Source organism: Mesorhizobium mediterraneum (assembly GCF_002284565.1).
Classification (GTDB): Bacteria; Pseudomonadota; Alphaproteobacteria; order Rhizobiales; family Rhizobiaceae; genus Mesorhizobium; species Mesorhizobium mediterraneum.
Window position 1 is genome coordinate 82451 of the sequence record NZ_NPKI01000027.1, and the last position, 23735, is coordinate 106185.

The 23735-nt window shown below is 61.9% G+C and carries 24 protein-coding genes; 14 read left to right on the forward strand and 10 right to left on the reverse strand.

What is annotated here, in order from left to right:
• The first annotated feature begins 95 nt into the window (after positions 1-95).
• Both CIT25_RS22375 and bmt read left to right on the forward strand, forming a co-directional pair.
• Positions 96-938, forward strand: coding sequence for a helix-turn-helix domain-containing protein (locus CIT25_RS22375; RefSeq protein WP_029351899.1), 843 nt, complete (start codon positions 96-98; stop codon positions 936-938).
• Positions 939-1028: 90 nt separating this feature from the next.
• The gene (gene bmt / locus CIT25_RS22380; RefSeq protein WP_095486694.1) at positions 1029-2045 is read left to right on the forward strand and encodes a betaine--homocysteine S-methyltransferase; all 1017 of its coding nucleotides are present in this window, start codon (positions 1029-1031) and stop codon (positions 2043-2045) included.
• 168 nt (positions 2046-2213) lie between these two features.
• Here the strand turns inward: bmt and CIT25_RS22385 are convergent, their stop codons facing one another.
• The 6 genes from CIT25_RS22385 to CIT25_RS22415 form a co-directional block, all read right to left on the reverse strand.
• Positions 2214-4328 carry a VWA domain-containing protein gene (locus CIT25_RS22385; RefSeq protein WP_095486695.1) on the reverse strand — a complete coding sequence of 705 codons (2115 nt, stop codon included), beginning with the start codon at positions 4326-4328 and terminating at the stop codon, positions 2214-2216.
• Positions 4329-4330: 2 nt separating this feature from the next.
• Entirely contained in the window at positions 4331-4885 is a 555-nt protein-coding gene (locus tag CIT25_RS22390) for an RNA polymerase sigma factor (RefSeq protein WP_095486755.1), read from the reverse strand.
• An 89-nt stretch (positions 4886-4974) separates the two neighbouring features.
• Positions 4975-5706, reverse strand: coding sequence for a dienelactone hydrolase family protein (locus tag CIT25_RS22395; protein ID WP_095486696.1), 732 nt, complete (start codon positions 5704-5706; stop codon positions 4975-4977).
• A gap of 103 nt (positions 5707-5809) precedes the next feature.
• Positions 5810-6481 (reverse strand): hypothetical protein, encoded by a 672-nt coding sequence (locus tag CIT25_RS22400; RefSeq protein WP_095486697.1) that lies wholly within the window; start codon positions 6479-6481, stop codon positions 5810-5812.
• Positions 6482-6501: 20 nt separating this feature from the next.
• The gene (locus tag CIT25_RS22405) at positions 6502-7317 is read right to left on the reverse strand and encodes a hypothetical protein (protein WP_095486698.1); all 816 of its coding nucleotides are present in this window, start codon (positions 7315-7317) and stop codon (positions 6502-6504) included.
• A 924-nt stretch (positions 7318-8241) separates the two neighbouring features.
• Positions 8242-9816 carry a trimethylamine methyltransferase family protein gene (locus CIT25_RS22415; RefSeq protein ID WP_095486699.1) on the reverse strand — a complete coding sequence of 525 codons (1575 nt, stop codon included), beginning with the start codon at positions 9814-9816 and terminating at the stop codon, positions 8242-8244.
• Between the two features lie 271 nt (positions 9817-10087).
• On the opposite strand from CIT25_RS22415, the gene CIT25_RS22420 reads away from it, so the two are divergent.
• The gene (locus tag CIT25_RS22420; protein ID WP_095486700.1) at positions 10088-10786 is read left to right on the forward strand and encodes a corrinoid protein; all 699 of its coding nucleotides are present in this window, start codon (positions 10088-10090) and stop codon (positions 10784-10786) included.
• 201 nt (positions 10787-10987) lie between these two features.
• Here CIT25_RS22420 and CIT25_RS22425 read toward each other — a convergent pair whose 3' ends face one another.
• Complete coding sequence (locus CIT25_RS22425; protein WP_095486756.1) at positions 10988-11200, reverse strand: hypothetical protein; 213 nt, start codon at positions 11198-11200, stop codon at positions 10988-10990.
• A 274-nt stretch (positions 11201-11474) separates the two neighbouring features.
• On the reverse strand, positions 11475-11615 hold the full coding sequence (locus CIT25_RS22430) for an entericidin A/B family lipoprotein (RefSeq protein WP_095486701.1): 141 nt from the start codon (positions 11613-11615) through the stop codon (positions 11475-11477).
• Between the two features lie 57 nt (positions 11616-11672).
• Here CIT25_RS22430 and CIT25_RS22435 point away from each other — a divergent pair, with 57 nt between their 5' ends.
• A complete protein-coding gene (locus CIT25_RS22435; RefSeq protein WP_095486702.1) occupies positions 11673-12299 on the forward strand; it encodes a DUF1638 domain-containing protein in 627 nt (208 codons plus the stop codon).
• 8 nt (positions 12300-12307) lie between these two features.
• On the opposite strand, the gene CIT25_RS22440 is transcribed toward CIT25_RS22435, so the two are convergent.
• The gene (locus tag CIT25_RS22440) at positions 12308-13231 is read right to left on the reverse strand and encodes an NAD-dependent epimerase/dehydratase family protein (RefSeq protein WP_095486703.1); all 924 of its coding nucleotides are present in this window, start codon (positions 13229-13231) and stop codon (positions 12308-12310) included.
• A gap of 123 nt (positions 13232-13354) precedes the next feature.
• Between CIT25_RS22440 and CIT25_RS22445 the strand changes: the two genes are divergently transcribed.
• From CIT25_RS22445 to CIT25_RS22490, 10 genes are all read left to right on the forward strand, one after another.
• Positions 13355-13930 carry a DUF4893 domain-containing protein gene (locus CIT25_RS22445; RefSeq protein ID WP_095486704.1) on the forward strand — a complete coding sequence of 192 codons (576 nt, stop codon included), beginning with the start codon at positions 13355-13357 and terminating at the stop codon, positions 13928-13930.
• A gap of 91 nt (positions 13931-14021) precedes the next feature.
• Positions 14022-14804 (forward strand): formyl transferase, encoded by a 783-nt coding sequence (locus CIT25_RS22450; RefSeq protein WP_095486705.1) that lies wholly within the window; start codon positions 14022-14024, stop codon positions 14802-14804.
• A 46-nt stretch (positions 14805-14850) separates the two neighbouring features.
• Entirely contained in the window at positions 14851-15762 is a 912-nt protein-coding gene (locus CIT25_RS22455; protein ID WP_245329949.1) for a fatty acid desaturase, read from the forward strand.
• Between the two features lie 145 nt (positions 15763-15907).
• Positions 15908-16210 carry a virulence factor gene (locus CIT25_RS22460; protein WP_095486706.1) on the forward strand — a complete coding sequence of 101 codons (303 nt, stop codon included), beginning with the start codon at positions 15908-15910 and terminating at the stop codon, positions 16208-16210.
• Entirely contained in the window at positions 16203-16802 is a 600-nt protein-coding gene (locus CIT25_RS22465; protein WP_095486707.1) for a methylenetetrahydrofolate reductase C-terminal domain-containing protein, read from the forward strand. Before CIT25_RS22460 ends, CIT25_RS22465 begins: the two co-directional genes overlap by 8 nt.
• A complete protein-coding gene (locus CIT25_RS22470) occupies positions 16799-17890 on the forward strand; it encodes a methylenetetrahydrofolate reductase (RefSeq protein WP_095486708.1) in 1092 nt (363 codons plus the stop codon). Before CIT25_RS22465 ends, CIT25_RS22470 begins: the two co-directional genes overlap by 4 nt.
• A 79-nt stretch (positions 17891-17969) precedes the next feature.
• Positions 17970-18944, forward strand: a complete 975-nt coding sequence (locus tag CIT25_RS22475; protein ID WP_095486709.1) for a methyltetrahydrofolate cobalamin methyltransferase — start codon at positions 17970-17972, stop codon at positions 18942-18944.
• Positions 18889-21024: an ASKHA domain-containing protein gene (locus CIT25_RS22480; RefSeq protein ID WP_095486710.1), complete on the forward strand. Its 2136-nt coding sequence runs from the start codon at positions 18889-18891 to the stop codon at positions 21022-21024. The genes CIT25_RS22475 and CIT25_RS22480 overlap by 56 nt, the downstream gene beginning before the upstream one ends.
• 190 nt (positions 21025-21214) lie before the next feature.
• Positions 21215-21400: a hypothetical protein gene (locus tag CIT25_RS22485; protein ID WP_095486758.1), complete on the forward strand. Its 186-nt coding sequence runs from the start codon at positions 21215-21217 to the stop codon at positions 21398-21400.
• A gap of 262 nt (positions 21401-21662) precedes the next feature.
• Positions 21663-22646, forward strand: a complete 984-nt coding sequence (locus CIT25_RS22490; RefSeq protein ID WP_095486711.1) for an alpha/beta hydrolase — start codon at positions 21663-21665, stop codon at positions 22644-22646.
• A gap of 107 nt (positions 22647-22753) precedes the next feature.
• Here CIT25_RS22490 and CIT25_RS22495 read toward each other — a convergent pair whose 3' ends face one another.
• Complete coding sequence (locus CIT25_RS22495; protein WP_095486712.1) at positions 22754-23653, reverse strand: LysR substrate-binding domain-containing protein; 900 nt, start codon at positions 23651-23653, stop codon at positions 22754-22756.
• Positions 23654-23735 lie beyond the last annotated feature (82 nt).

Below are 23735 nucleotides of genomic sequence, written 5' to 3' on the forward strand. Positions count from 1 at the left end.
TATTTTGTAAACAAGCTGGAGGATTCATTTACGCCTAAGGTGCCGCTTCGGTGGCTTCGGCGGATTTTTTTCCTCCCAATGGCCGGAATGACGATATGGACAAACGCGACCTGTCGACGATCTTTCGGGAGCGCCTGAAAATGCTCTTGACACGGTCCGACTTGAACCAGTCCGCCTTCGCGACGGCGGTGGGCATCGACCGTTCGGCGCTTTCGCAGTTGCTGTCCGGCGCCTCGACACGCCTTCCTCGCGCCGAAACGCTGCTCAACATCGCCGCCGAATTCAAGGTGTCGCTCGACTGGCTGCTCGGCCTCAGCCAGGACGAAGGCGTCACCGGTGAAATCCGCGAGAGCCTGGAGATCGAAGAAGCGCCCGATGGCTTTGACCGCACGCTGCTGGCAAGGTGGCATGCCGAGGCCGCAGGCACGAAAATCCGTTACGTGCCGGCCGGCATTCCCGATCTTCTGCGCACCGAGGCGCTTGTCGACTACGAGGCGGGCATCGCCAACAAGAGCCGCGAGGCGCAGGCCGGTGAGACGCAGTATCGCATCGACTACAACCGGCGGCCGGAAACCGACATGGAGGTCTGCATGCCGCGCCACACGCTGGAGATCTTTGCGCGGGGCTTAGGCGTGTGGGACCGTTTCCCGGAGGCCGACCGCCACCAGCAGCTTCTCCACATGGCGACGCTGCTCGACGACCTCTATCCCACGTTCCGCCTGTTTCTCTATGATGGGCGGATGCGCTATTCGATCCCCTACACCATCTTCGGACCGTATCGCGCCGCCATCTATGTCGGCGACATGTATCTGGTGCTGAATGCGACCCAGCCGGTCCGCACGCTGACCAGCCATTTCGACAATCTGATCCGTGCTGCCGACATCAACGCGCATGAAGCAGCCAGTTTCACGCAAAGGCTGGCAGAGATGCGATTTTGACGGCCTGTTTCTCGCGTCGACATTGACGCCATATAAAGAGTTCTTTATATCCTTATCTCGACAAAGAGTTCCCCGGAAGGCGTATTTCCAATGACCAACCCGATTGACGCGCTGCTTGCCGAAAAGGGCGTTCTGCTCGCCGATGGCGCCACCGGCACCAATCTGTTCGCCATGGGGCTCGAGGCCGGCGAGGCTCCAGAGTTGCTGAACGAGACCGCGGCGGACACCATCACCAGCCTGCACCAGAACTTTGTCGATGCCGGCGCCGACATCATCCTCACCAACTCCTTCGGCGGCACCCGTCACCGGCTGAAGCTGCACCATGCGCAGGACCGCGTGCATGCGCTGAACAAGCGCGCCGCCGAGATCGCCCGCGCCGTCGCCGATAAAGCCGGCCGCAAGGTCATCGTGGCGGGCTCGGTCGGCCCGACCGGCGAGTTGCTGGTGCCGCTCGGCGCCATGACCTATGACGAGGCGGTCGAGGCCTTTGCCGAACAGATCGAGGGCCTGAAGGCCGGCGGCGCCGAAGTCGCCTGGATCGAGACCATGTCGGCGCCGGACGAAATCCGCGCCGCCGTCGAAGCCGCAATCCGCGTCGGCCTGCCCTATACCTATACCGGCTCCTTCGACACCGCCGGCCGCACCATGATGGGGCTGTTGCCGAAGGACATCCATGGCGTCGCCGATGGACTGTCGCAGGCGCCGCTCGGTGTCGGCGCGAATTGCGGTGTCGGCGCCTCCGACATCCTCGCTTCGCTGCTCGACATGACCGAGGCGAAGCCGGAGGCGACGGTGATCGTCAAGGGCAATTGCGGCATTCCGGAATTCCGTGGCGCCGAAATCCACTATTCCGGCACGCCCGAACTGATGGCCGACTATGTCAGGCTCGCCGTCGATGCCGGCGCCAAGATCGTCGGCGGTTGCTGCGGCACCTCGTTCGCTCACCTAGCCGCCATGCGCAAGGCGCTCGACGCACACACTAAGTCGGATCGCCCGACCGTCGAGAAAATCGTCGAGCGCATCGGCCCGATGCGCAACAAGCAGGCCACGGTCAACACAGCCGAGACCAGCGAAGCCCGCCGCGAGCGCCGGCGCAGCCGCGCCTGACGCTTTCGGCTACCCGGCACTTTCGTCGAGGCGTCACGACCAATGTCGGAATTACAATGTCGAAAAAGGCCGGCAAGGTTTCCCCTGCCGGCCTGCCGCACCCCGCCCGTGGGTCGGTTATCCCGTATCAGAACGATCCCATCTGAAGAAAACCGGCCATCATCGCCACTACCGATTGCCGCCCAGCGCCGAGGCAAGGCGCACGAGCGAGAGGAGCTCGGAGCGGTACCCAAATGGGTCTGCTCCCCGGGCGGCAGTGGCAATCTCCACGATCTTGTCGTAGCCGAACTTCGCGGTCGCATCCTCGTCGCGCAGCTTCTGGCCGAACGCCGCGACGGCAACCGAGAACCGCTGGTCGGTGCTGGCCTGGTTGAAGCTCGACACCTCGTTGGCTGATGTCACCGGCGTGGTGATCAGCTTCGAGGCATCCTCGTTCGGCAGCTTGTAGCGGATCTTCACGAAGGCGTATTCGTCGGCATTGGCGACACCGCCATTGTTCACCGAAGCCTGGCCGTATCGCAGCGGATCGATCTTCTCGCCGCCGCTGCCCTTCGGCGTGATCTCGTAGATAGCGGTGACCGAATGGCCGGAGCCGATCTCGCCGGCATCGACGCGGTCGTTGTTGAAATCCTCGCGGTTCAAGGCGCGCGTCTCATAGCCGATCAGCCGGTATTCCGAGACCTTGTTCGGGTTGAACTCGACCTGGATCTTCACGTCCTTGGCGATGGTGAACAGCGTCGAGGACGCATCCTCGACCAGCACCTTCTCGGCCTCCGCCAAAGTGTCGATATAGGCAGCGGTGCCATTGCCGTTCTGGGCAATGGTCTGCATCATTTGGTCGTTGAGATTGCCGCGGCCAAAACCGAACACCGACAGGAACACGCCGGTCTTGCGTTCCTGCTCGATCAGCCGCTTCAAATCGTCATCGTCGGTCTGGCCGACATTGAAGTCGCCGTCCGTGGCCAGCATCACTCGGTTGACCCCGTCCTTGACGAAGGATTTCTGCGCCAGCCGGTAAGCTTCCTTGATGCCCGCCTCGCCGGCCGTCGAGCCGCCGGGCGTCAATGTGTCGATGGCATTGAGGATCTTGTCCTTCTCCGAGACCTTGGTCGGCTCCAGGACAGTGCCGGCATCACCCGCGTAAGTGACGATCGAGACTGTGTCGTCGGGCCTCAACTTGCTGACCAGAAGCCGGAAGGCCGACTGCAGGAGCGGCAGCTTGTCCTGCTCGTTCATCGAGCCCGACACGTCGATCAGGAACACCAGATTGGCCTTGGGCTGCTCGGCCGGCTTGGCGTCGAAACCCTTGATGGCGACATGCATCAGCCTGGTATGCTCGTTCCATGGCGTCGGCATGACGCTGACGGTCGAGTTGAACGGCGTCGAGGCAGTGTCCGGACCTTTCCAGTCATAGGGGAAGTAGTTGATCATCTCCTCGACGCGGACCGTGTCGGCCTGCGGCACAACACCTTCCCTGAGCGAACGCCGCACGAAGGAATAGGAGGCCGTGTCGACATCGATCGAAAAGGTCGAGACCGGGTCTTCGAGCGCGGCACGCACCGGATTGGTCTTGAAATCCTCGACGCGGTCGCGGTTTTGCTCCGGCAGCAGCATCTGGTCGGCTGGTGCGGTCGAAGGCTGAGCCATCAACCTGGATTGGGCGACAGTACCGGGCACACGGCCAATCTGCGCGGCGCCATCGGCTGCAGGAGCCGTGGTACTTGAACCGCCAGCCAGCGCCTCGCGAGGCGAGGGCTCGGGCGCATTGCGAGCCAGCATATCCTGTTGCACCAGGCCACCAAGCGCATTCGACTCGGGCTTCGGCGGCGATGCCGGCGCAAGCGCCTCGGCCGCGGCGCGGCTTTCGGCGTCGACATCAGCTTTCTTCTGTTTGTCGGCCTCGGCCACGGTGATCGGCCCCAACGTGACCGGCGCTTTAGCCGTGGGTTTGTCGGCCAGCGTTTCGGTGATCTTCTCGTCCCCACCAGAATGGAACGGCTGCTCCTGCAGCATATAGATGGTGGCGTATCCGGCGATCGGCAGGGCGACGAGACCGGCAATGGCCGGGGTGGCGAAGAGCTTCTTTTGCATGATTTCACTCCAGAGCTTTTGTGCTCGCTCTATGAGACGAAGCCCGTTCGCCGATCCTTGGGCGGCAGGTGAAGTTTTTTCGTCCAGGTCGTAAGCCCGCATGGCGGCCTCGAAGGCACGCGCCTTCGCGTCGGTGCCCGGTGCCGGTGTTGCGATGTCGCGCAGCCTGTTGAGTTCGTTATCGTCGACCATGATCACACTTCCCCGGCTGAACGCATGAGCGTCTTCAACCGTTTCTTCGCTTCATGGATGTGCCAGGAAACCGTCGTCTCCGAGATCGCCATCGCCTCGGCAGCGGCAGCGTGGCTCAGCCCTTCACCATAGACGAGCAGCACTGCGTCACGCTGCTTGCCCGGCAGCATCCGCACTGCCGCCCAAAGCGCCTCGGTCGGATCTTCAGGCTCGACTTCTCCCGAGATCAGTGCGTAAGCGCCGTAGGCGTCGATCTTGACCGTCTCGCGGGCGGTCTTGCGCATCACGTCGCGTGCCGCATTCAGCGTCATGGTGTAGAGCCAGGTGGTGAAGGCGCCGCTGCCATGATAATCGCGGATCGCCCGGCCAAGCCGGACGCAGACTTCCTGGGCGACATCCTCGGCATCGGCCTTTTTCCCGCACCAGCGATAGGCGGCGCGATAGACGAAGTCATAGTGCCTTTCGAGCAATTTGCCGAAAGCCCCCCTGTCTCCGCCCTTCGCCCGCCCGATCAATTCGGCGTCGGAGGCTTCGCTTTCATCCAGCATCATCGCCATCATTGCCTGTTGGACGAAGGCTAATGGCGATTCCTTGGGATGATGGAAGAAATTTTTTGGGAGGCGGTCACTTGAAGACCATCTGCGCCCTACCCGAGCGTCTCCGCGAACAGCGTCGTCAGCCGCTTCCAGTGGCGCTCAGCGCCGGTTGCATCGAAGGCGCTGTGGTCCGGCGCGCACCAGCCATGCGCCATGCCGGCATAGTTTTCGATGACGTGGTCGACCTCGGCCGTGCGCAGCGCTTCGGCCAGCCGCGCCGACTGTTCGGGTGGGAAGCTGCGGTCCACACCAGCCGTGCCGACATAGACCCGCGCCTTGATCGACGCAGCCTTCCGATGCGGGCTGTCGGCAGCATCGCTCGCCAGATTGCCGCCATGGAAACTGGCGGCGGCAACGATGCGGTCGGGATAGGCCGCGGCTGCATTCAGCGCCCGCGCTCCGCCCATGCAATAGCCGACGGCGCCGACTGGTCCGGCCACGCCTTCGGCATCGAGCGCATCGAGGAAAGCGCCGCTGTCGCGGATGGTCATGTCCTGGGTCGTGCCGCTGAGAAGACCCGTGATGACGGCCTTGCGCTTCTCGTCGCTGAATGCGGTCTTGGCCTCGAAAGGGCCGTAGGGCGCGTTGCGGTAGAAAAGGTCCGGGACCAATACCGCGTAATTGTCGCCTGCAAGCCGTTCCGCCATTTGGTCGAGCGCCGGCCGCGGGCCAAAAGCGTCCATATAGAGGATGATAGCCGCCTTGGCCGGGGCTGCCGAGCGGAACAGACCGGCTTTTGCCAAGCCGTCGCTGGTTTTGATCTGAATGTCCCGCTTCGCCATCACCACTCCTTTGACTTGTCGTGCGATAGATATCCGCGCAGTCCGTCAGGGCAAGTCGTAATGAGGCAACCGCATTCAAGATTCCGTGCGGCATTCGGCGATGCTAAAGACGCGCAAACGCCGCCATGTGAAAAGCTTGAGCCTCTGGGGGATAGCGATAGGCCGTGCCATAGGGACAGGCGTTGCGATCGAGACAACCGCCGGTTCGGCAAGGCGCGCCGTTTTGCCCACGCACATGCGCCAGACACGTTTCATGCGCGAAACCATCCGCAGAATACGCGTCGACCGGACAGGATTTCAGGCAAGGTTTTTCCAGACATGCATCGCAAAGGTGAATCACGTCGCGAGGTTCTTGGAGCGCAATCTCGTCCTCGAACAGCAGCGCGCCGCGATAGGCGTGCCAGAGCCCGTATTGCGGATGCATGAGGATGCCGAGCGGCGACGGCTTCAGTCCCTCCGCCCGCTTCGCCCATTGCTGGAACGGCAGATACGGCCTGTCGGACGGTGACACGGCACGCGCGCCGAATTTCTTCGCCACCGCGCCGATCACTTCACGCGACCACGTATCGAGCGGATTGGCGATGGTTTGCGGTTGGCTTCCTTTCCAGCGCAGGAAATGCGGCCACGGCGCAGCGCCCGCCTGCCCCACCAACAGCACGGATCTGGCGGCAGCGCCAGAGAGACCGGAAGGTGCTTGCTCGCCGTCCGTAAAATTGAAGCCGCCACGAAGCATGAGACCGTGAGCGGAAAGCGCAGCCGCGACGGTTTCGACCATGCTGCGCTCAAGGAACTCTGTCACCCTTCGATCCTTGAAAACGGGATTACTCCCCTTTTCTCAAGCGTCTCACGCAAATTATCGGCGTAGCGATGCGCAAACGCCTCTACTTCACCTTTGGGCCGGGCAAAATAGCGGTCATAAAGTGTTGAGTAGTCCTCACCTTGGGCGAACGGCGCTTCCACTTTTCCAAGCCAATCAACCCAGTGACCGATCTCATGCAGAAGCGTGCGATAGAGCTGCGTGGCTCGCACGGAATCGAGTGAGGTGGAAACGAGATGCTTCTTCCCAACCCGGCTGACTTTGTGACCATCCAAACGAAGTCTGTCCAACTCTGCCGCATCCTCAGGGTCCAGCGATGTGGACCATTCGATGGTGTCGCCAACGTTACAGGCTTCCAAAAATAAGGCCGGACCACTTTTTTCGATGGAGGATCCGCGAAAACCAAGATCGGCATAATAAAACATTCGCCCCCACGCCGGTCTGAGTACGCGCGCTTTTCGCGTCGGTTGGCGCAAGACAAATGTTTCCAGCCCGGCCCAGTCAGCGAGAGGAACATGAGAGAGAAGGAAGATCACATCTTCGACCGAGCATGCGTGAACACACCCACCGCTCGTCTTTTCGACAATGAGTGTTACGTCCCTGCCATTCACCGTCCTGCGCAGCATCTGGCCAGGATTGAGCTGCGCCGCACACCATCCAGCGGATATCCACGGTCGGGGAACGATCATGCGGTTGTTTTGCCCATGGCCCTGCTTCGGCGTGCCAATATTCCGGTTTCGCCTGACTGGATTGAAAGGCATCCGCACCCGTCCCCCGATAAATCGCTCATCCATCAAAGGTGAACGCCTTCAGCTAGGCGAGCGGAATAGCACGGGATCGCGGTGGCCACCAACATGCTGGCTGCCGGTCGCTGAGCGGATTGATCACGGTCGTCCCCCGCCAACGCAGGAAATGCGGCCATGGCGCGGCGCCCGCCTGCCCCACCAGCAAGACGGATCTGGCGGCAGCGCCAGAGGGGCTAGGTGGAGGCGCTTCACATACTGCGAAAATTGAACCCACCGCGAAGCATGAGACCGTGAGCGGCCAAGGCCTTGCCAACGCCTTCATAACGAGGTCGCGACCCGTGAGATTGCAACCCAAAGGACGTCACATCGGACATAGTCGCCTTATGAAGCTCGTAAGCTGCGTGACTCTCGTTTCGGATCGTGAGGGCGGGAACACCCCGAGACCATATGGCTCCAAGCCTTCCCCCGATCATCGACGATCGTCAACCAGCACCTAAACCCGTTTTCGTCATCCGAGCAGACAGGGGCATCAATGATATTCCGAGACAGGTCAAACTCCACCTCGATCGAACAAGTTTGAAGTTTCAAGCCGCGAACCGCGGCTTGGGCCTCAATCATGGAACGATACCGTCCTATCATCGAAGCGAAGGCTGGCAATGTCGCGGAAGACTCTTCTGACAGGTCTATTCGAATTTTGGACGTCGAATTTTCTTGTGCCAATGAATGGAGTTTGCCAACGCCCCAGTAGCCATTAACGTCGTTGTTACGGCTCACGAACGATCTGGCGATATCGATCGCAACACCCTTGAAAACCTTCCTTCGAGCCATATCGGTCTCCGGGCAAGCGATGTCCGAAGACGTCGGAGGGGCGGACTCAAATCATCCCTTTCGGTCCGGGTCGGAGAAGGCGCTCCGCCAGACTTCCTTGTGGATGATGTTGGCGACTTTAGCCCCGCCTGACTCGGGCTCCTTTCAGGTGAAGGCGTCGGCCATTGACGCCTTTTTCCTGCCGATGAAATCCTTCAGCCCGTCGTCGATGCCCGGATCGAGATACGGCGCCTCGTAGCTTTCCAACCAGCGGCGGGCGAGTTCGTTGGCGCGCTGCGGCGCGGTCTTTTCGCCTTCGGCCAACCACTGCTCGTAGGAATTGTTATCGGCGATGTTGGAACGGTAGAAGGCGGTCTGGAAATTGGCCTGGGTGTGGTCACAGCCGAGATAATGGCTGCCTGGACCCACCTGGCGGATGGCATCCATCGCCTGGCCGTTTTCCGACAGGTCGACGCCTTCCGAGAACTTCTGCGTCATGCCGAGCTGGTCGATGTCCATCATGAACTTTTCGTAGCAGGAGGCGAGCCCGCCCTCGAGCCAGCCGGCCGAATGCAGCACGAAATTGGTGCCGGCAAGGATCGTCGAGTTCAGCGTGTTGGCGCTCTCGTACGCCGCCTGCGCGTCCGGGACTTTCGAGGCGCACAGCGAACCACCGGTGCGGAACGGCAAGCCGAGCCGGCGCGCGAGCTGCGCCGCGCCATAGGAAACCAGCGACGGCTCCGGCGTGCCGAAGGTCGGCGCGCCCGACTGCATCGAGATCGACGAGGCGAAGGTGCCGAACAGCACCGGTGCGCCCGGCCGGATCAGCTGCGTGAACGACGCGCCGGCCAGCACTTCGGCCAGAACCTGGGTCAGCGTGCCGGCGACCGTCACCGGGCTCATCGCGCCGGCGAGGATGAACGGCGTGACAATGCAGGCCTGGTTGTGGCGCGAATAGACCTTCAGCGCCCCCAGCATGGTCTCGTCGAACACCATCGGCGAATTGGCGTTGATCAGGCTGGTCAGCACCGTGTTGTTCTCGACGAAATCGTCGCCGAACACGATTTTTGCCATCGCCACCGTGTCCTCGGCGCGCTCCGGCGCGGTGACCGAGCCCATGAACGGCTTGTCCGAATATTTGATATGACTGTAGATCATGTCGAGATGGCGCTTGTTGACCGGCACGTCGACCGGCTCGCATACCGTGCCGCCCGAATGGTGGATCGACGGCGCCATATAGGCGAGCTTCACGAAATTGCGGAAATCCTCGATCGTTGCATAGCGCCTGACGCCGTCGAGGTCGCGCACGAAGGGTGGTCCGTAGACCGGCGCGAAGACGGTGGCGTTGCCACCGATCTGCACTGAGCGCTCGGCATTGCGGGCGTGCTGGGTATAGACGGACGGCGCTGTCTTCAACAGCGAGCGGCAGAGGCCTTTCGGGAAATGCACGCGCTCGCCCTTGACGTCGGCGCCGGCCTCTTTCCACAGCTGCAGCGCCTCGGCGTCGTCGCGAAAGATGATGCCGATCTCTTCGAGCACCGTGTCGGTGTTTTTCTCGATCAGCGCCAGCCCTTCCTCGTCCAGCACCTCATAGACGTTGATCTTGCGCTTGATGTAGGTGAGCTGGGTGCCGGGGCCGCCACCCGAGCGCGCTGCCCGCCGGGCAGCGGCACCACCGCTGGCGGCACGTCCGCGCCGCGCGTTTGACGCTTCCTGGTCGACCGGCGCGTTCTCACTCATGATCGTTCTTCCCTGACTTTTGTTCTGGCATAATTGTTACGGCCGCATATTGCGCCTTCTGGCCGGATCGTAGCCATGCACCCTATTCGAAACGGCCCGCCAGCGCCAACGCCTGTCGCAAAATCGACAAGAATTCCAATAGATTTGCGGTCGCTTTCCTTTTGCGGGAAGTCGCAAATCAGCTATGGACGCAAGGCTGTAGCGGGTTAGGTATTGACGTGATATTTGAGGCCCCGCAACTGTATCCGTGCGGCAAGGAGCTGGATTAAAAATGGCCGACGACGAGATCATCCTTTCCGAGCTTTCCGACGACGAGCTCGTGCAGCAGATGCACGACGACCTTTATGACGGGCTGAAGGAAGAGATCGAGGAAGGCACCAATATCCTTCTCGAGCGCGGCTGGGCGCCTTACAAGGTGCTGACCGAGGCACTGGTCGAAGGCATGCGCATCGTCGGCGAGGATTTTCGCGACGGCATCCTGTTCGTGCCGGAAGTGCTGTTGTCCGCCAACGCGATGAAAGCCGGCATGTTCATCCTGCGTCCGCTGCTCGCCGCCACCGGCGCGCCTAAGCAGGGCAAGATGGTGATCGGCACCGTCAAGGGCGACATCCACGACATCGGCAAGAACCTTGTCGGCATGATGATGGAAGGCGCCGGCTTCGACGTCATCGACCTCGGCATCAACAATGCGGTGGAAAAATATCTCGACGCCATCGAGCAGCACCAGCCCGACATCATCGGCATGTCAGCGCTGCTGACGACGACCATGCCCTACATGAAGGTCGTCATCGACACGATGAAGGAAAAGGGCATCCGCGACGACTATGTCGTGCTGGTTGGCGGCGCGCCGCTCAACGAGGAGTTCGGCAAGGCCGTCGGCGCCGACGCCTATTGCCGCGACGCCGCCGTGGCGGTCGAGACCGCCAAGGACTTCATGAAGCGCAAGCACAACGTCCGCGCTTCGGCCTGAGCTGGCGAGGAGAAGACAGGAGCATCAGTACGGAAGCCCGTACTGATGCTATGATAAAGGCCGATGCGGCGCGTAACGCTGGCATGTCAAAACATTTAGTAAGCGACAGCGATCCGCGTAGCGAACATACCCGATGAAACCATTAAACGGGACGTTGAGCGCGGCAAGCCTTGCTCGGGGCGTTCGGGCCGGTTGAAACGCCTATTCTGACTCTTTCGCCTCTTCCTTTTTCAGGACCGGCGTGTCGGCAGTTGTCGTATTTGCAATGCTTGCGACTTTGGTTTGCTGATCTACGCTTGCAGCTTTGGTTTGCTGATCTACGGAAGCCGTCGTTTTGGTGTGGCCAACACATTCCGCTGCGGCGCCGGACACAGAAAGGCCCAGAGCGGCGACAACTAAGAGAGCGGTCTTCATCGTAAGGCTCCTAGTTTCGTTGTTGAGGGTACTAGAAAAGGGTAACGGCATATCCCCTGCTCGAAAAGTCAAATTTTCGTGCCTGCCCCCGAAGAAAACAATTGCAACAGGCGGACACGACGTCCGCGCCTCGGCCCGATCTCGGCGAATTCGGCATGCACACTAAACCGAGTCGCGCCTTGCAGCGCGACTTTGCTGTTCCCAGATGTTACAAGGACTTAACGCGCATCGCTTGAACTACGTTGATCGCGATGCGCGTTGATGAGATTGCGGATCAGGGATTCTCGACGGTGTCCTCAACCGCGTTTGCTGTCGATTTGACGTCCTTGCCGACGCCGCGGACGGTGTTGGCGCAGGCCGAAAGTGCCAGGGCGCAAGCGAGAATGGCAATGGGTGTAAGGCGCAACAGTTTCATGGACGGTGTCTCCCTCGTTCGATAGATTCGAAACAAATAGCAACGAAACCCGGTTCTATGAGCGCCGTGCAAAAACTACAACCCGATCAAGGCGACAGGCTGCTCGTCATCGCCTGCGGGATGATTGCGCGCGAAGTTCTGGCCGTCAAGGAGCAGCTGGGGCTCGACCATCTCGACCTGACCTGCCTGCCGGCGGAGTTCCATTTCTACCCGGACCGCATCGCGCCGGCCATGGACAAGGCAATCGAGAAGGCCAAGGCGGATGGCTATAGAAACATCTTCGTCGGCTACGCCGATTGCGGCACCGGCGGCCTGCTCGACCGCGTCTGCGAGAAGCATGGCGTCAAACGCATGGCCGGGCCGCATTGCTTTGCCTTCTACCAGGGCATGGACGCCTATGCGAAGGTCGCCGATGACGACATGATGTCGTTCTACATGACCGACTTCCTGTGCCGCCAGTTCGACGCCTTCTTCATGAAGCCGCTCGGCCTCGACAGGCATCCGGAGCTGATCAAGGACTATTTCGGCAATTACGAGAAGCTGATCTATATCGCCCAGACCGACGATCCGGAACTCGACAAGGTCGCCGAGAAGGCCGCGAAAATGCTCGGCCTCGCTTATGAGCGCCGCTCGACCGGTTATGGCGACCTGACGGCGGAGCTGGCCAGCGCCGCACACGGCTGACCGTTCGATCAGGCGGTCCCTTCTTCCGCTGCAAGCGCGGCGAGCACATCGGCAAAGCTCGTCTTGCAGACGAAGCCCAGCCTGTCCCTCGCCCGCGAGGCGTCGTAGACACGGTCGATCGAGGAAAACATCGTCCAGCCTTTCCGCGCATAGAGTGCCGGAAATTCCGGAAAATAGCGCGCCACGACGGACGGTGCGTCGGCGATCAATGCCTCGCAATCGTCGGGTCGGAACGGCGTTGGCGCTGAGACGATGACGATGTCGAAGCCTAGCTGTGGCGCCTTCTCCAGCGCCGCGGCATGAGCCTCGGCGGCATCTTCCACGGTCAGCCGGCGAAACAACAGCTCATTGGCCTTGATGTTGGCGTCCGACTGCTCGATCGCATGCCCCATGTCGTCTGCTTCGGGAAAAAACCTTGCGGTGCGCAGCACGATCACCGGCAGTCCGGACTGAATGTGATAGAGGCGGCAAAGATGTTCGGCCGAAAGCTTGGTGACGCCGTAGATGTTGCGCGGCTCGGGCGACATGTCTTCCGTCAACCAGGCGGCCTTGCGCGCACCGCCGGTCAAGCCGGCGCGTATGGCTTTCGAGATCATCAGCGAGGTCGTCGACGTGAAGACGAAGCGCTGAATGCCTGATGCCACCGCCGCGTCGAGCAGGTTGAGCGTGCCGCGCACATTCGTCTCGATGAAATCCTCATTACGTTGGTGTTCGATGTCAGGCTTGTGCAGCGCGCCGCTGTGGATGATCGCCTCGATGTGATTTTTGCTGACCGTCCGCATGACCAGATCACGGTCGGCGACCGAGCCGATCACCTGCGTTTGCACCGACGGGACGGGATCGAGGCCGACGAGGTCATGGCCAAGGGCCCGCAGGCGCGGCGCCAGCGCGCTGCCCAGCCAGCCTGACGATCCCGTAAGCAAGATCCGCATCGGCGAAACCACGAATTTTAACCTGGCCGGTGTTAAGCACGGATGACAGGCCTCCGCGAACGGGTAAGTTATGTGCCAAACGAGAAAACAGGCTGTTCCAGCCATCGACCGGGAAACGCACCGATGATTGCTCGCCTCTTGATTGCCGCCGCAGGCGTTGTCTGCTTCGCCCTGCCCGCGCTCGCCGATGGCGAGGTGCAGAAGCTGATCACGCCCGCCGACAAGGTGAGGCTCGACAAATATGATGAGACGCGTAAGGCCGCCCTTGATGAAGCCAAGGCCGGCGACGCCGCCGAGGTCAAGCAGCTCGACGCCTTGCTGGCAAAGCCGCTGGTCTCGTTTTCCGACAAGGACCTGACCGGCAACTGGCAATGCCGCACCATCAAGGCTGGCGGACTAAGCCCGCTCGTCATCTATGGCTGGTTCAAGTGCAAGGTGAGCGACGATGGTTCGGGCTGGATGCTGGAAAAAATCACCGGCTCGCAGCGCACCAAGGGCCGTTTCTTCGACGACGGCGAAAAGCGCTCGATCTATCTCGGCTCCTTCTCCGTCAACAACGATCCCGCGAAACCCTATGGCAGCGGCCCACAAAGCGATCAGGTCGGCTACGCCTTTCGCAACAGCGTCAACGAATGGCGCATCGAGTTCCCGGCGCCCTATCACGAATCGAAGCTCGACATCCTTGAATTCAAGCGCTGAGCCTGCGGCCCTGGTTCCGATCACCAAGGATTAACCCGGCCGGCCTAGCATCTCGCCCGCTGAGAGCAGGTCTTTTCGGGGCGGCACAAACATGGAACCGTTGAAATCAAATCCGCGGCCGATCGTCGTCGTCACCGAAGGCGGTCCGCATATCTGGGCCATCGTCAACGCCATCTCTGACCGACTCGGGCCGGTGAGCGTCATCCTCGAAAGCCCTGAATCCAAAAAGCAATTGCTGCTCGGGCGCGCCCGGCGCCAAGGCTGGCTACAGGCCATCGGGCAGCTCGGCACAATGGTGCTGACGCGGCTCGGCAAGCGGTTTTTCGCCGGGCATGCAGCCCGCATCATCGCCGAACAGAAGCTGCAGACGGAATCAAAGCCCGGACAAGCGATCATCCACGTTCCCTCAGCCAATGCGCCGGAGTGCCTGCAGGCGATCAGGGAAATCCAGCCCGGCGTCGTGCTGCTCGCTGGCTGCCGCCTGCTGTCGAGGCAGACACTTGCCAGAATTCCTTGCCCGGTCCTCAATTACCATGCCGGCATCGCTCCGAAGTATCGCGGCATGAATGGCGGCTACTGGGCGTTGGCCTCCGGCGATGCGGAGAACTTCGGCACCACCGTGCATTTGGTCGACGCCGGCGTCGACACCGGCGGCGTGCTGCGGCAGGTGCGCGGCAAGCCTGAGGCAGGCGATACGATTTCAAGCTATGCGCTGCGGCAGGCGGCATTCTCACGCGACATCTGCGTCGAGGCGGTCAGGGATGCGCTGGCCGACAAGCTTGCCACCTCAGATCCCGGCCTGCCTTCCAAACAATGGTATCATCCGACGATCTGGTTCTACCTCTGGACCGGCGTAAAAACCGGCGTCTGGTAAGGAGCGCCGATTTACCGGACAGCGCCTCGGCGATAAGCTTGCAGGCATGAGCGAAATCGACCACCGCACCATTATCGCCGGTCTGTCGGTCGAGGATCGTCGCGACCTCACCGCCAAGCTGGATAGGCCCGGCATTGTCCGGCTGGCTGTCCATGGCGGACTGGTTGTCGTGCTGGGCGCGATGATCACCGCCCGCATCCCATTCTGGCCCATTATCATGCTGCCGCAGGGGATCCTGATCGTCTTCTTCTTCACGCTGTTGCACGAGACCATCCACGAAACCGCTTTCAGGACAGCGTGGCTCAATCGCGCCATCGCCACCGTGACCGGCTTCCTGATCCTGCTGCCGCCGGTCTGGTTCCGCTATTTCCATTTCGCGCACCACCGACACACGCACGATCCGGACAATGATCCCGAACTCATGAGCCCGAAACCGGAGACCATCGCCCAGTATTTGCGCTATCTCTCCGGCCTCCCCTATTGGATCGGCATGGCGCGCGTGACTGTCGTCAACGCCGCCGGCCGCAACCGCGACGGCTTCGTGCCGGAAAAGGGCCGCGACAAGGTGATTTCGGAAGCACGTTGGTTCCTGATCGCCTATGCGGTGCTGCTGGTGGCCTCGCTGGTCGCGCAGTCGGCGCTGCTGCTGTGGGTCTGGATTGTGCCGGTGCTCGTCGGCCAACCCTTTTTGCGGGCCTATCTGCTGGCCGAGCACGCACTGTGCCCGCATGTCGCCAACATGCTCGAAAACACCCGCACCACCTTTACCACAAGGCTTGTGCGCTTCGTGGCGTGGAACATGCCTTACCATTCAGAGCATCACTGTTATCCGGCCGTTCCCTTTCACCGCCTGCCGCGCTTCCACCAGATCGTCGCCGAGCATCTGCGCACGACCGAGCGAGGCTACGTTCGCTTCCACAGGAAGCTCGTCGGCAGCTTCGATCGTCGCGGCGGCTGATCCAAACCAAGCCAAGCATCGAAAATTTCCACCTTTCCTTTTGCGCCCTGCGATTGCGTCGCTTTTGAATGCGCGCGCGTCGTCCCATAACAAGCAGCCCAACAGCGCTTCCGGCAATGCTCGGAACACGAGGAGTAAGAAATTCATGGCCGATCTGATCGTCGTCTACTGGCGCGACATCCCCGCGCAGGTCATCGTCAAGAAGGGCCGGCAGAACGCCAAGCGCGAACTGCCGCTGCGCTTCACCGAGGCGATCGACATGTGTGCGATGCGCACCGGCGCCGGCGGTACCGACGACTACCTGGCCGAATGGCGCAAGGCCGACCCCGTGCCGGTCAGCGACGATCTTGAAGGCGAGGCTGAAAAAGCCTTTCAGGATATCGACGCGAAATACGACCGCGAGCGGCTGGTCGCTCTGGTCAAGGCGGGCGGAAAAGAAGATGCCTGAACCAACCCCGGCGGTTACCCAGGCCACTTTGGTCAAGAAGGCGGCGCCGAAATCCGACTACAAGCCGGCCGACGTGTCGCCGCAGCGGCGCGTGCAGCGCTCGTTCGCGGTCAGGCTGTGGTCCGTGCGGCATTCGCGATTGCTCGAATGGTTCTACGCCAGGTTCGCCGACATGTTCTTGACTCTCCACCCGCTGTGGAAGGGCATCGGTTACGGCCGCGTCGAAGCCCCGATCAAATTCGTCGAAAAACGCGTCAAGGGTTTTATGTTCGATTGCCGCATGTGCGGCCAGTGCATCCTTTCCTCCACTGGCATGTCGTGCCCGATGAATTGCCCCAAGCAATTGCGCAACGGCCCTTGCGGCGGCGTGCGTGCCAACGGCAATTGCGAGGTCGAGCCTGATATGCCCTGCGTCTGGGTCAAGGCCTGGGAAGGCTCACGCAACATGAAGCATGGCGACAAGATCCTCGACGTGCAGAAGCCGGTCGACCAGTCGCTGCGCGAGACCTCGGCATGGCTGCGGGTGACCGCGCAGGCCGCAGCCGCGCGCGAAGCCGCCCGTAACGCTCCGAAGACCGGGGCACCGACATGATCGGCCGCCAGCGCGACGAGAACCCGGCCGGCATTCATCTGCCGCTTGAGCCCCTGCCCGGCCACACGTCGCGCGGACGCTTGGAGCGCGTCCTGAGGCGCGGTGAGTTCGCGGTGACCACCGAGCTCAACCCGCCCGACAGCGCCGATCCGGAAGATGTCTACAACCGCGCCAAAATCTTCGACGGCTGGGTCGACGCCATCAACGCCGTCGACGCGTCGGGCGCCAACTGCCACATGTCGTCGGTCGGCATCTGTGCGCTGCTGACCCGCATGGGCTATGCCCCGATCATGCAGATCGCCTGCCGCGACCGTAACCGTATCGCCATCCAGGGCGACGTGCTGGGCGGGGCGGCGATGGGCGTCGCCAACATGCTGTGCCTGACAGGCGACGGGGTCCAGGCCGGCGACCAGCCCGGCGCCAAGCCGGTGTTCGATCTCGACTGCATGTCATTGCTGGAAACCTGCCGCATCATGCGCGACAACGGCAAATTCCTGTCCGGCCGCAAGCTGACGACGCCGCCGCAGCTTTTCCTCGGCGCGGCGATCAACCCGTTCGCGCCGCCGATCGATTTCCGACCCTACCGGCTAGGCAAGAAGATCGCCGCCGGTGCCCAATTCGTGCAAAGCCAATACTGTTTCGACGTGCCGATGTTCCGCACCTACATGCAGCAGATCCGGGACCTCGGTTTTACGGAAAAATGCTTCATCCTGTGCGGGGTCGGACCGCTGGCCTCGGCCAAGACCGCCAAATGGATCCGCTCCAACGTGCCGGGCATTCATATCCCCGATCAGATCGTCAAGCGACTGGAAGGCGCCCAGGATCAGAAGAAGGAAGGCAAGCAGCTCTGCATCGACATCATCAACGAGGTGAAGGAAATCCCCGGCGTTTCCGGCGTCCATGTGATGGCCTATCGCCAGGAGGAATATGTCGCCGAGATTGTCGATGAATCGGGCGTGCTGAAGGGCCGCCAGCCCTGGAAACGCGAAATCCGCCGCGACGACCAGCTCGTCGCCGACCGTCTAGACCACATATTGCACGACGAGATCACCGAAACGCAGGTCGACATGGTCAAGACCGCGCATTGATGGCGCGGACGGTCACCATTCGCTTGATCGAGATCAGAAACGATATAAAGAAGTCTTTATATCACGACGGAGAGATTTCATGACCCGGACGATCGTCGCCTCGGCGACACGAGAAATCATCATCGGCTTCGACCAGCCCTTCTGCGTGATCGGCGAACGCATCAATCCGACCGGGCGCAAGAAGCTCGCCGCCGAGATGATCGCGGGCAATTTCGACACTGTCATCAGGGACGCGCTGGAACAGGCCGCCTGCGGCGCGACCATGCTCGACGTCAATGCAGGCGTGACCTCTGTCAATCCGAACGAGACCGAACCCGGCCTGCTGGTGCAGACGCTGGAGATCGTGCAGGGACTGGTCGACCTGCCGCTGTCGATCGACAGTTCGGTGACCGCCGCGATCGAGGCGGCGCTCAGGGTCGCCAAGGGCCGGCCGCTGGTCAACTCCGTCACCGGCGAGGAAGAAAAGCTCGAAGCCATCTTGCCGCTGGTCAAGAAATACAACGTTCCGGTGGTCGCCATCTCCAACGACGAGACCGGCATTTCGATGGATCCGGACGTGCGCTTCGCCGTCGCCAAGAAGATCGTCGAGCGCTGCGCCGATTTCGGCATTCCGGCGCACGATGTTGTCGTCGACCCGCTGGTCATGCCGATCGGCGCGTTGGGCGATGCCGGCCGCCAGGTCTTTGCCCTCCTGCGCCGGCTGCGCGAGGAGCTCAAGGTCAACACCACCTGCGGCCTCTCCAACATCTCGTTCGGCCTGCCGCACCGCCACGGCATCAACGCCGCCTTCATCCCGATGGTGATCGGCGCCGGCATGACCTCGGCGATCATGAATCCGGTGCGACCGCAGGAGATGGAAGCGGTACGCGGCGCCAACGTGCTGAACGGCACCGACGAGAACTGCACCAACTGGATCAGGACCTACAAGGACTACAAGCCGGCCGAAGGCGGCCAGGCGGTCGCAGCGCCGACGCAAGTCAACGCGCCGGGCGAAAGCAATGGCAACGGCGGCCGCCGGCGCGGTGGCCGTGAAGCCCGTATGGCCCGAGGATAAGCGCGCAATCGTGAACTCTCCTGCCAACATCACCGACCCGCTCGTGCTGTTCATGCCGTCCGGCAAGCGCGGGCGGTTTCCGGTCGGCACGCCGGTGCTCGATGCCGCGCGCCAACTCGGCGTCTATGTCGAGAGCGTGTGCGGCGGACGCGCCACTTGCGGGCGCTGTCAGGTCGAGGTGCAGGAAGGCAACTTCGCCAAGCACAAGATCGTCTCTTCCAATGACCACATCTCGCCCAAGGGCGCCAAGGAAGAGCGCTACGAACGCGTGCGCGGCCTTCCCGAACGGCGACGCCTGTCCTGCTCGGCGCAGATCCTCGGCGATCTCGTCGTCGACGTGCCACAGGACACGGTCATCAACGCGCAGACCATCCGCAAAGACGCCGACACCAGGGTCATCGCCCGCGATTCGGCAATCCATATGTGCTATGTCGAGATCGAAGAGCCCGACATGCACAATCCATCAGGCGATCTCGATCGCCTGAAGATCGCGCTGATGAAGGACTGGGGGCTCAAGAGCCTCGATTTCGACTTCCATCTGTTGCCGCAGGTGCAAGGCATCTTGCGCAAGGGCAACTGGACCGCGACCGCCGCGATCCACAAGGATGCCGACAGCGAGACCGCGCGGGTCATCTCTTTGTGGCCCGGTCTCAAGAACGAGGCCTACGGGCTTGCCTGCGATATCGGCTCGACCACCATCGCCATGCATCTGGTGTCGCTGCTGTCGGGCCGCGTCGCTGCCTCGTCGGGCACGTCGAACCCGCAGATTCGCTTCGGCGAGGATCTGATGAGCCGCGTCTCCTATGTGATGATGAACCCGGACGGCCGCGAAGGCATGACGGTTGCGGTGCGCGAGGCGATCTCGGGTCTCGTCGACAAGGTCTGCGCGGAAGGCAACGTCCAGCGCAACGACATCCTGGATTCCGTGTTCGTCGGCAATCCGATCATGCATCACCTGTTCCTCGGCATCGACCCGACCGAACTCGGCGGCGCGCCCTTCGCGCTGGCCGTCTCGGGCGCCGTGCACATCAAGGCGTCGGATATCGGCCTGAAGCTCAATCAGGGCGCCAGGCTCTATATGCTGCCTTGCATCGCCGGCCATGTCGGCGCCGACGCGGCTGCGGTGACGCTGTCGGAGGGTCCGCACCGGCAGGATGAGATGATGCTGATCGTCGACGTCGGCACAAATGCCGAGATCGTGCTCGGCAATCGTCAGCGGGTCGTGGCGGCCTCCTCGCCCACCGGCCCGGCCTTTGAGGGGGCGGAAATCTCCGGCGGCCAACGCGCGGCGCCCGGCGCCATCGAGCGCGTCCGCATCGATCCCGACACGCTGGAGCCGAAATACCGCGTCATCGGCTCGGAACTGTGGTCCGACGAGCCCGGCTTCCTCGACAGCGTGCAGGCGACCGGCGTCACCGGCATATGCGGCTCCGGCATCATCGAGGTGGTCGCCGAGATGTATCTGGGCGGCATCATCTCAGAGGACGGTGTCGTCGACGGCAGCCTCTCCGCCCGCTCGCCGCGCGTCACTGCCAGTGGCCGCACCTTCTCCTATGTGCTGAAGGAAGGCGAGCCGAGGATCACCATCACCCAGACCGACGTGCGCGCCATCCAGCTCGCCAAGGCCGCGCTTTATGCCGGCACCAAGCTGTTGATGGAAAAGCAGCACACCGATCATGTCGACCGCATCCATTTCGCCGGCGCCTTCGGCTCCTTCATCGATCCGAAATACGCCATGGTGCTGGGACTGATCCCCGATTGCGATCTCGACAAGGTCTCGGCCGTCGGCAACGCCGCCGGCGCCGGTGCGCGCATGGCGCTGCTCAATCGCGGCTATCGCCGCGAGATCGAGGAAACAGTGAGCCAGATCGAGAAGATCGAGACCGCGCTGGAGCCGAAATTCCAGGAACATTTCGTCTACGCCATGGCGCTGCCGAACAAGGTCGACCCGTTCCCGAAACTGTCGGCGGCGGTGAAGCTGCCGCCGCGCAAGACGGTCAGCGAGGACGGCATTGCCGGCGATGCCGCCCCGCGGCGGCGTTCGCGCGAAGGCCACGCGGCGCGGCGCGGCCGGGGGTAACGTCCCGCCGGCGAAAGCTGCATTTCGCCCTCATTCTCGTTTGCATGCAAATGTTTCCGGATCAGCCCAAACTGAAACAAGGCGCTGTTTTCGTGTAATCCACCAGATACATGTGCGGCGCATTTAACCGGCATCGAACGGCAGGCAGGAAATAACTTTCGGCCGCCGCAGCACTCCAAAGGAGATGAAGATGTCGATGTTCGAAAGCCTCGGCCGCTATGGTATGGCCATCAGGAATGCACACAAAAGAAACAGGTCCGTCCGGGCGCTGAACAGCCTGCCGCCCGAAATTCAGAGGGACATCGGCTGGCCCGTGTCGCCGCGCGAAGACCCGCAGGTCACCTTCTCGGCTCTGCTCCTGGGTTCGGCGCGCTGATGACCTTCGCCGACAAATGCAAGCTGCTGGCCAAGCGCCGGAGCCGTCATGCGGCTCCGGCGGCAAGCGACCGTCGACTGCGCGCCGCACGGCTGCCCCGGCGCTGAGCATTGCAGCGAGCCAGACTGGACGCTGGCCTTGATTGCCAGCCAGATCACACCGCCGTGTTAAGACTGCGCAAATCTTGACATTTTGGGCGAAGGCACGATCTTCGATAGCGAGGGGTTCTCTTAGTCGGCTCAGCCGAAGTCCGTGTGTCCGCATGCCAAGTCTCAAAAGCCACGTCGTGTCCTTCGTGCTCAGGCATAGCCGCAAGCAGGCCTTTTCCAGCCCGGAAAACCTGCAGCGCTGGATCGCGTATGCGCGCAAGACGGAGAATCATCAGCCGCCCGCACCGCTGCGATCGCGTTTCGAGATCACGACGCGCAGCGTGGACGGCTTTCCCGTCTACGAGATCGCGCCGAAGGCCGGTGTGCGAAAGCGGATTCTCTACCTGCATGGCGGCGCCTATGTCTTTCAAATCACGTCCTATCATTGGGGGCTGATCGCCGATATGGCCGACCGGCTGGGCTTCGGCATTACCGTGCCGATCTATCCCATTGCTCCCGAACACGATTTCCACGCCATGTTCGGCATGGTCGGCGAGGTCTACCGTCAGCTGCTCGACGAAACGGAAGCGCAGGATATCGTCTTCATGGGCGATTCCGCCGGCGGCAACATGGCCGTGGTGCTGACCATGATGGCCGCGGAAGACGCCCAGCCCTTACCGTCGCGCCATGTGCTGATTTCGCCCGGCCTCGACTTGTCGCTCGCCAACCCCGAAGTGTTCGAGGCGGAACGCTACGATCCATGGCTGGGAATTCCGGGCGGGCTGGAGGCAGTCCGGCTCTACAGTGCCGGCATAAATCCCAGTGACTGGCGCATCAGCCCGCTTTACGGTGACCTCTCGGTGTTGCCGAAAACGCTGCTTCTGACCGGTTCACGCGATATGCTAACCCCCGACAATCTGATCTTCGCGCAAAAGGCCCGTGCCGCCGGTGTCGAGATAGAGGTCGTGCACGAGCAAGGCATGTTCCATGTCTGGCCACTGATCGACATGCCAGAAGCGCGGCGCGCGCGGGACAGCATCGTGACGTTCCTGACCAGCGACACCGAAAGCTATCACGCCAAAGCCGGCGAATTGGCACTGCAAAGGACAGGTCGTAGCGACCCCGCTCACGACCTGGCTGCGCCGTTGAGGTCGTAGCTAGAGCATTTTGCAGCCAAACGTCTTCGTTTGGCGTCCGACAAAATGCGTTAAAACAAAGACTTGGAGCGCGGTTTTGGTTCCACCAAAACGCAAAGCGCTCTAAGTCAGAACTTGCCGGTTTCCCTGAACACTTCGAAGGTCGCACGGATGTGGTCGGCAACCGCCTTCACCGGCGCGCTGGCGTCCGGCGCCACGACCATGGCGAGATTGTAGGTGCCGATATCCGGCATGCCGTCCTTCGGGCAAAGCTCAACCATCTCGCTGCCGAGGAACGATTTCGGCAGCGGCGCCACCGCGAGGTCGGACATGATCGCGGCGCGCTGGCCGGCCGTATGCGCGCTCATATAGGCGACGCGATAGTTGCGGCCCTCACGGCCGAGCGCTTCGAGTGCCCCGGCCCGCCAGGCGCAGCCCTCTTCCCACAATGACACCGGCAATGGCTCGCGCAGATGCGCGCAGCCGCCCTTGGCGCCGGCCCAGACGATCGGTTCGGTGAGCAGCACCTCGGCGCCGAGCGCGCTGGTCTTGTACGAATTGGTGAGTAGCGTGATGTCGAGCGCCCGGTCGTCCATGCGCCGGCGCAGATTGATGCTCTGGTCGATGGTGACGTCAACCGCGATCGAGGGATGCGACTGCGCAAAACGCTTCAGCACATGCGGCAGCACGCGCTCGCCATAATCGTCCGGCGAGCCGAGCCGCACCACCCCGACAATATCGGGGATGATGAACTTCGACACCACCTCGCGGTTGATCGACAACAGCCGGCGGGCGTAGCCGAGCAGCATCTCGCCATCGGTGGTCAGCGTCACCGAGCGCGCGTCGCGCGCGAACACGGAGCGACCAAGAATATCCTCAAGCTTCTTGATCTGCATGGAAACAGCCGACGGCGTGCGGAAGACGGCATTGGCCGCGGTGGTGAAACTGCCGGTCTCGGCGATCGCCACGAAAGTGCGCAAAACGTCGAGATCAAGCAGCGGCAACGGATGATTGAGTGGGGCGTTCATCGGGATCGACCTTCAATTTTTCTGATTCAAACCATCATTCCATTTCGTTTGATTGAACATCACTTTGGGAGGATAGTCAACT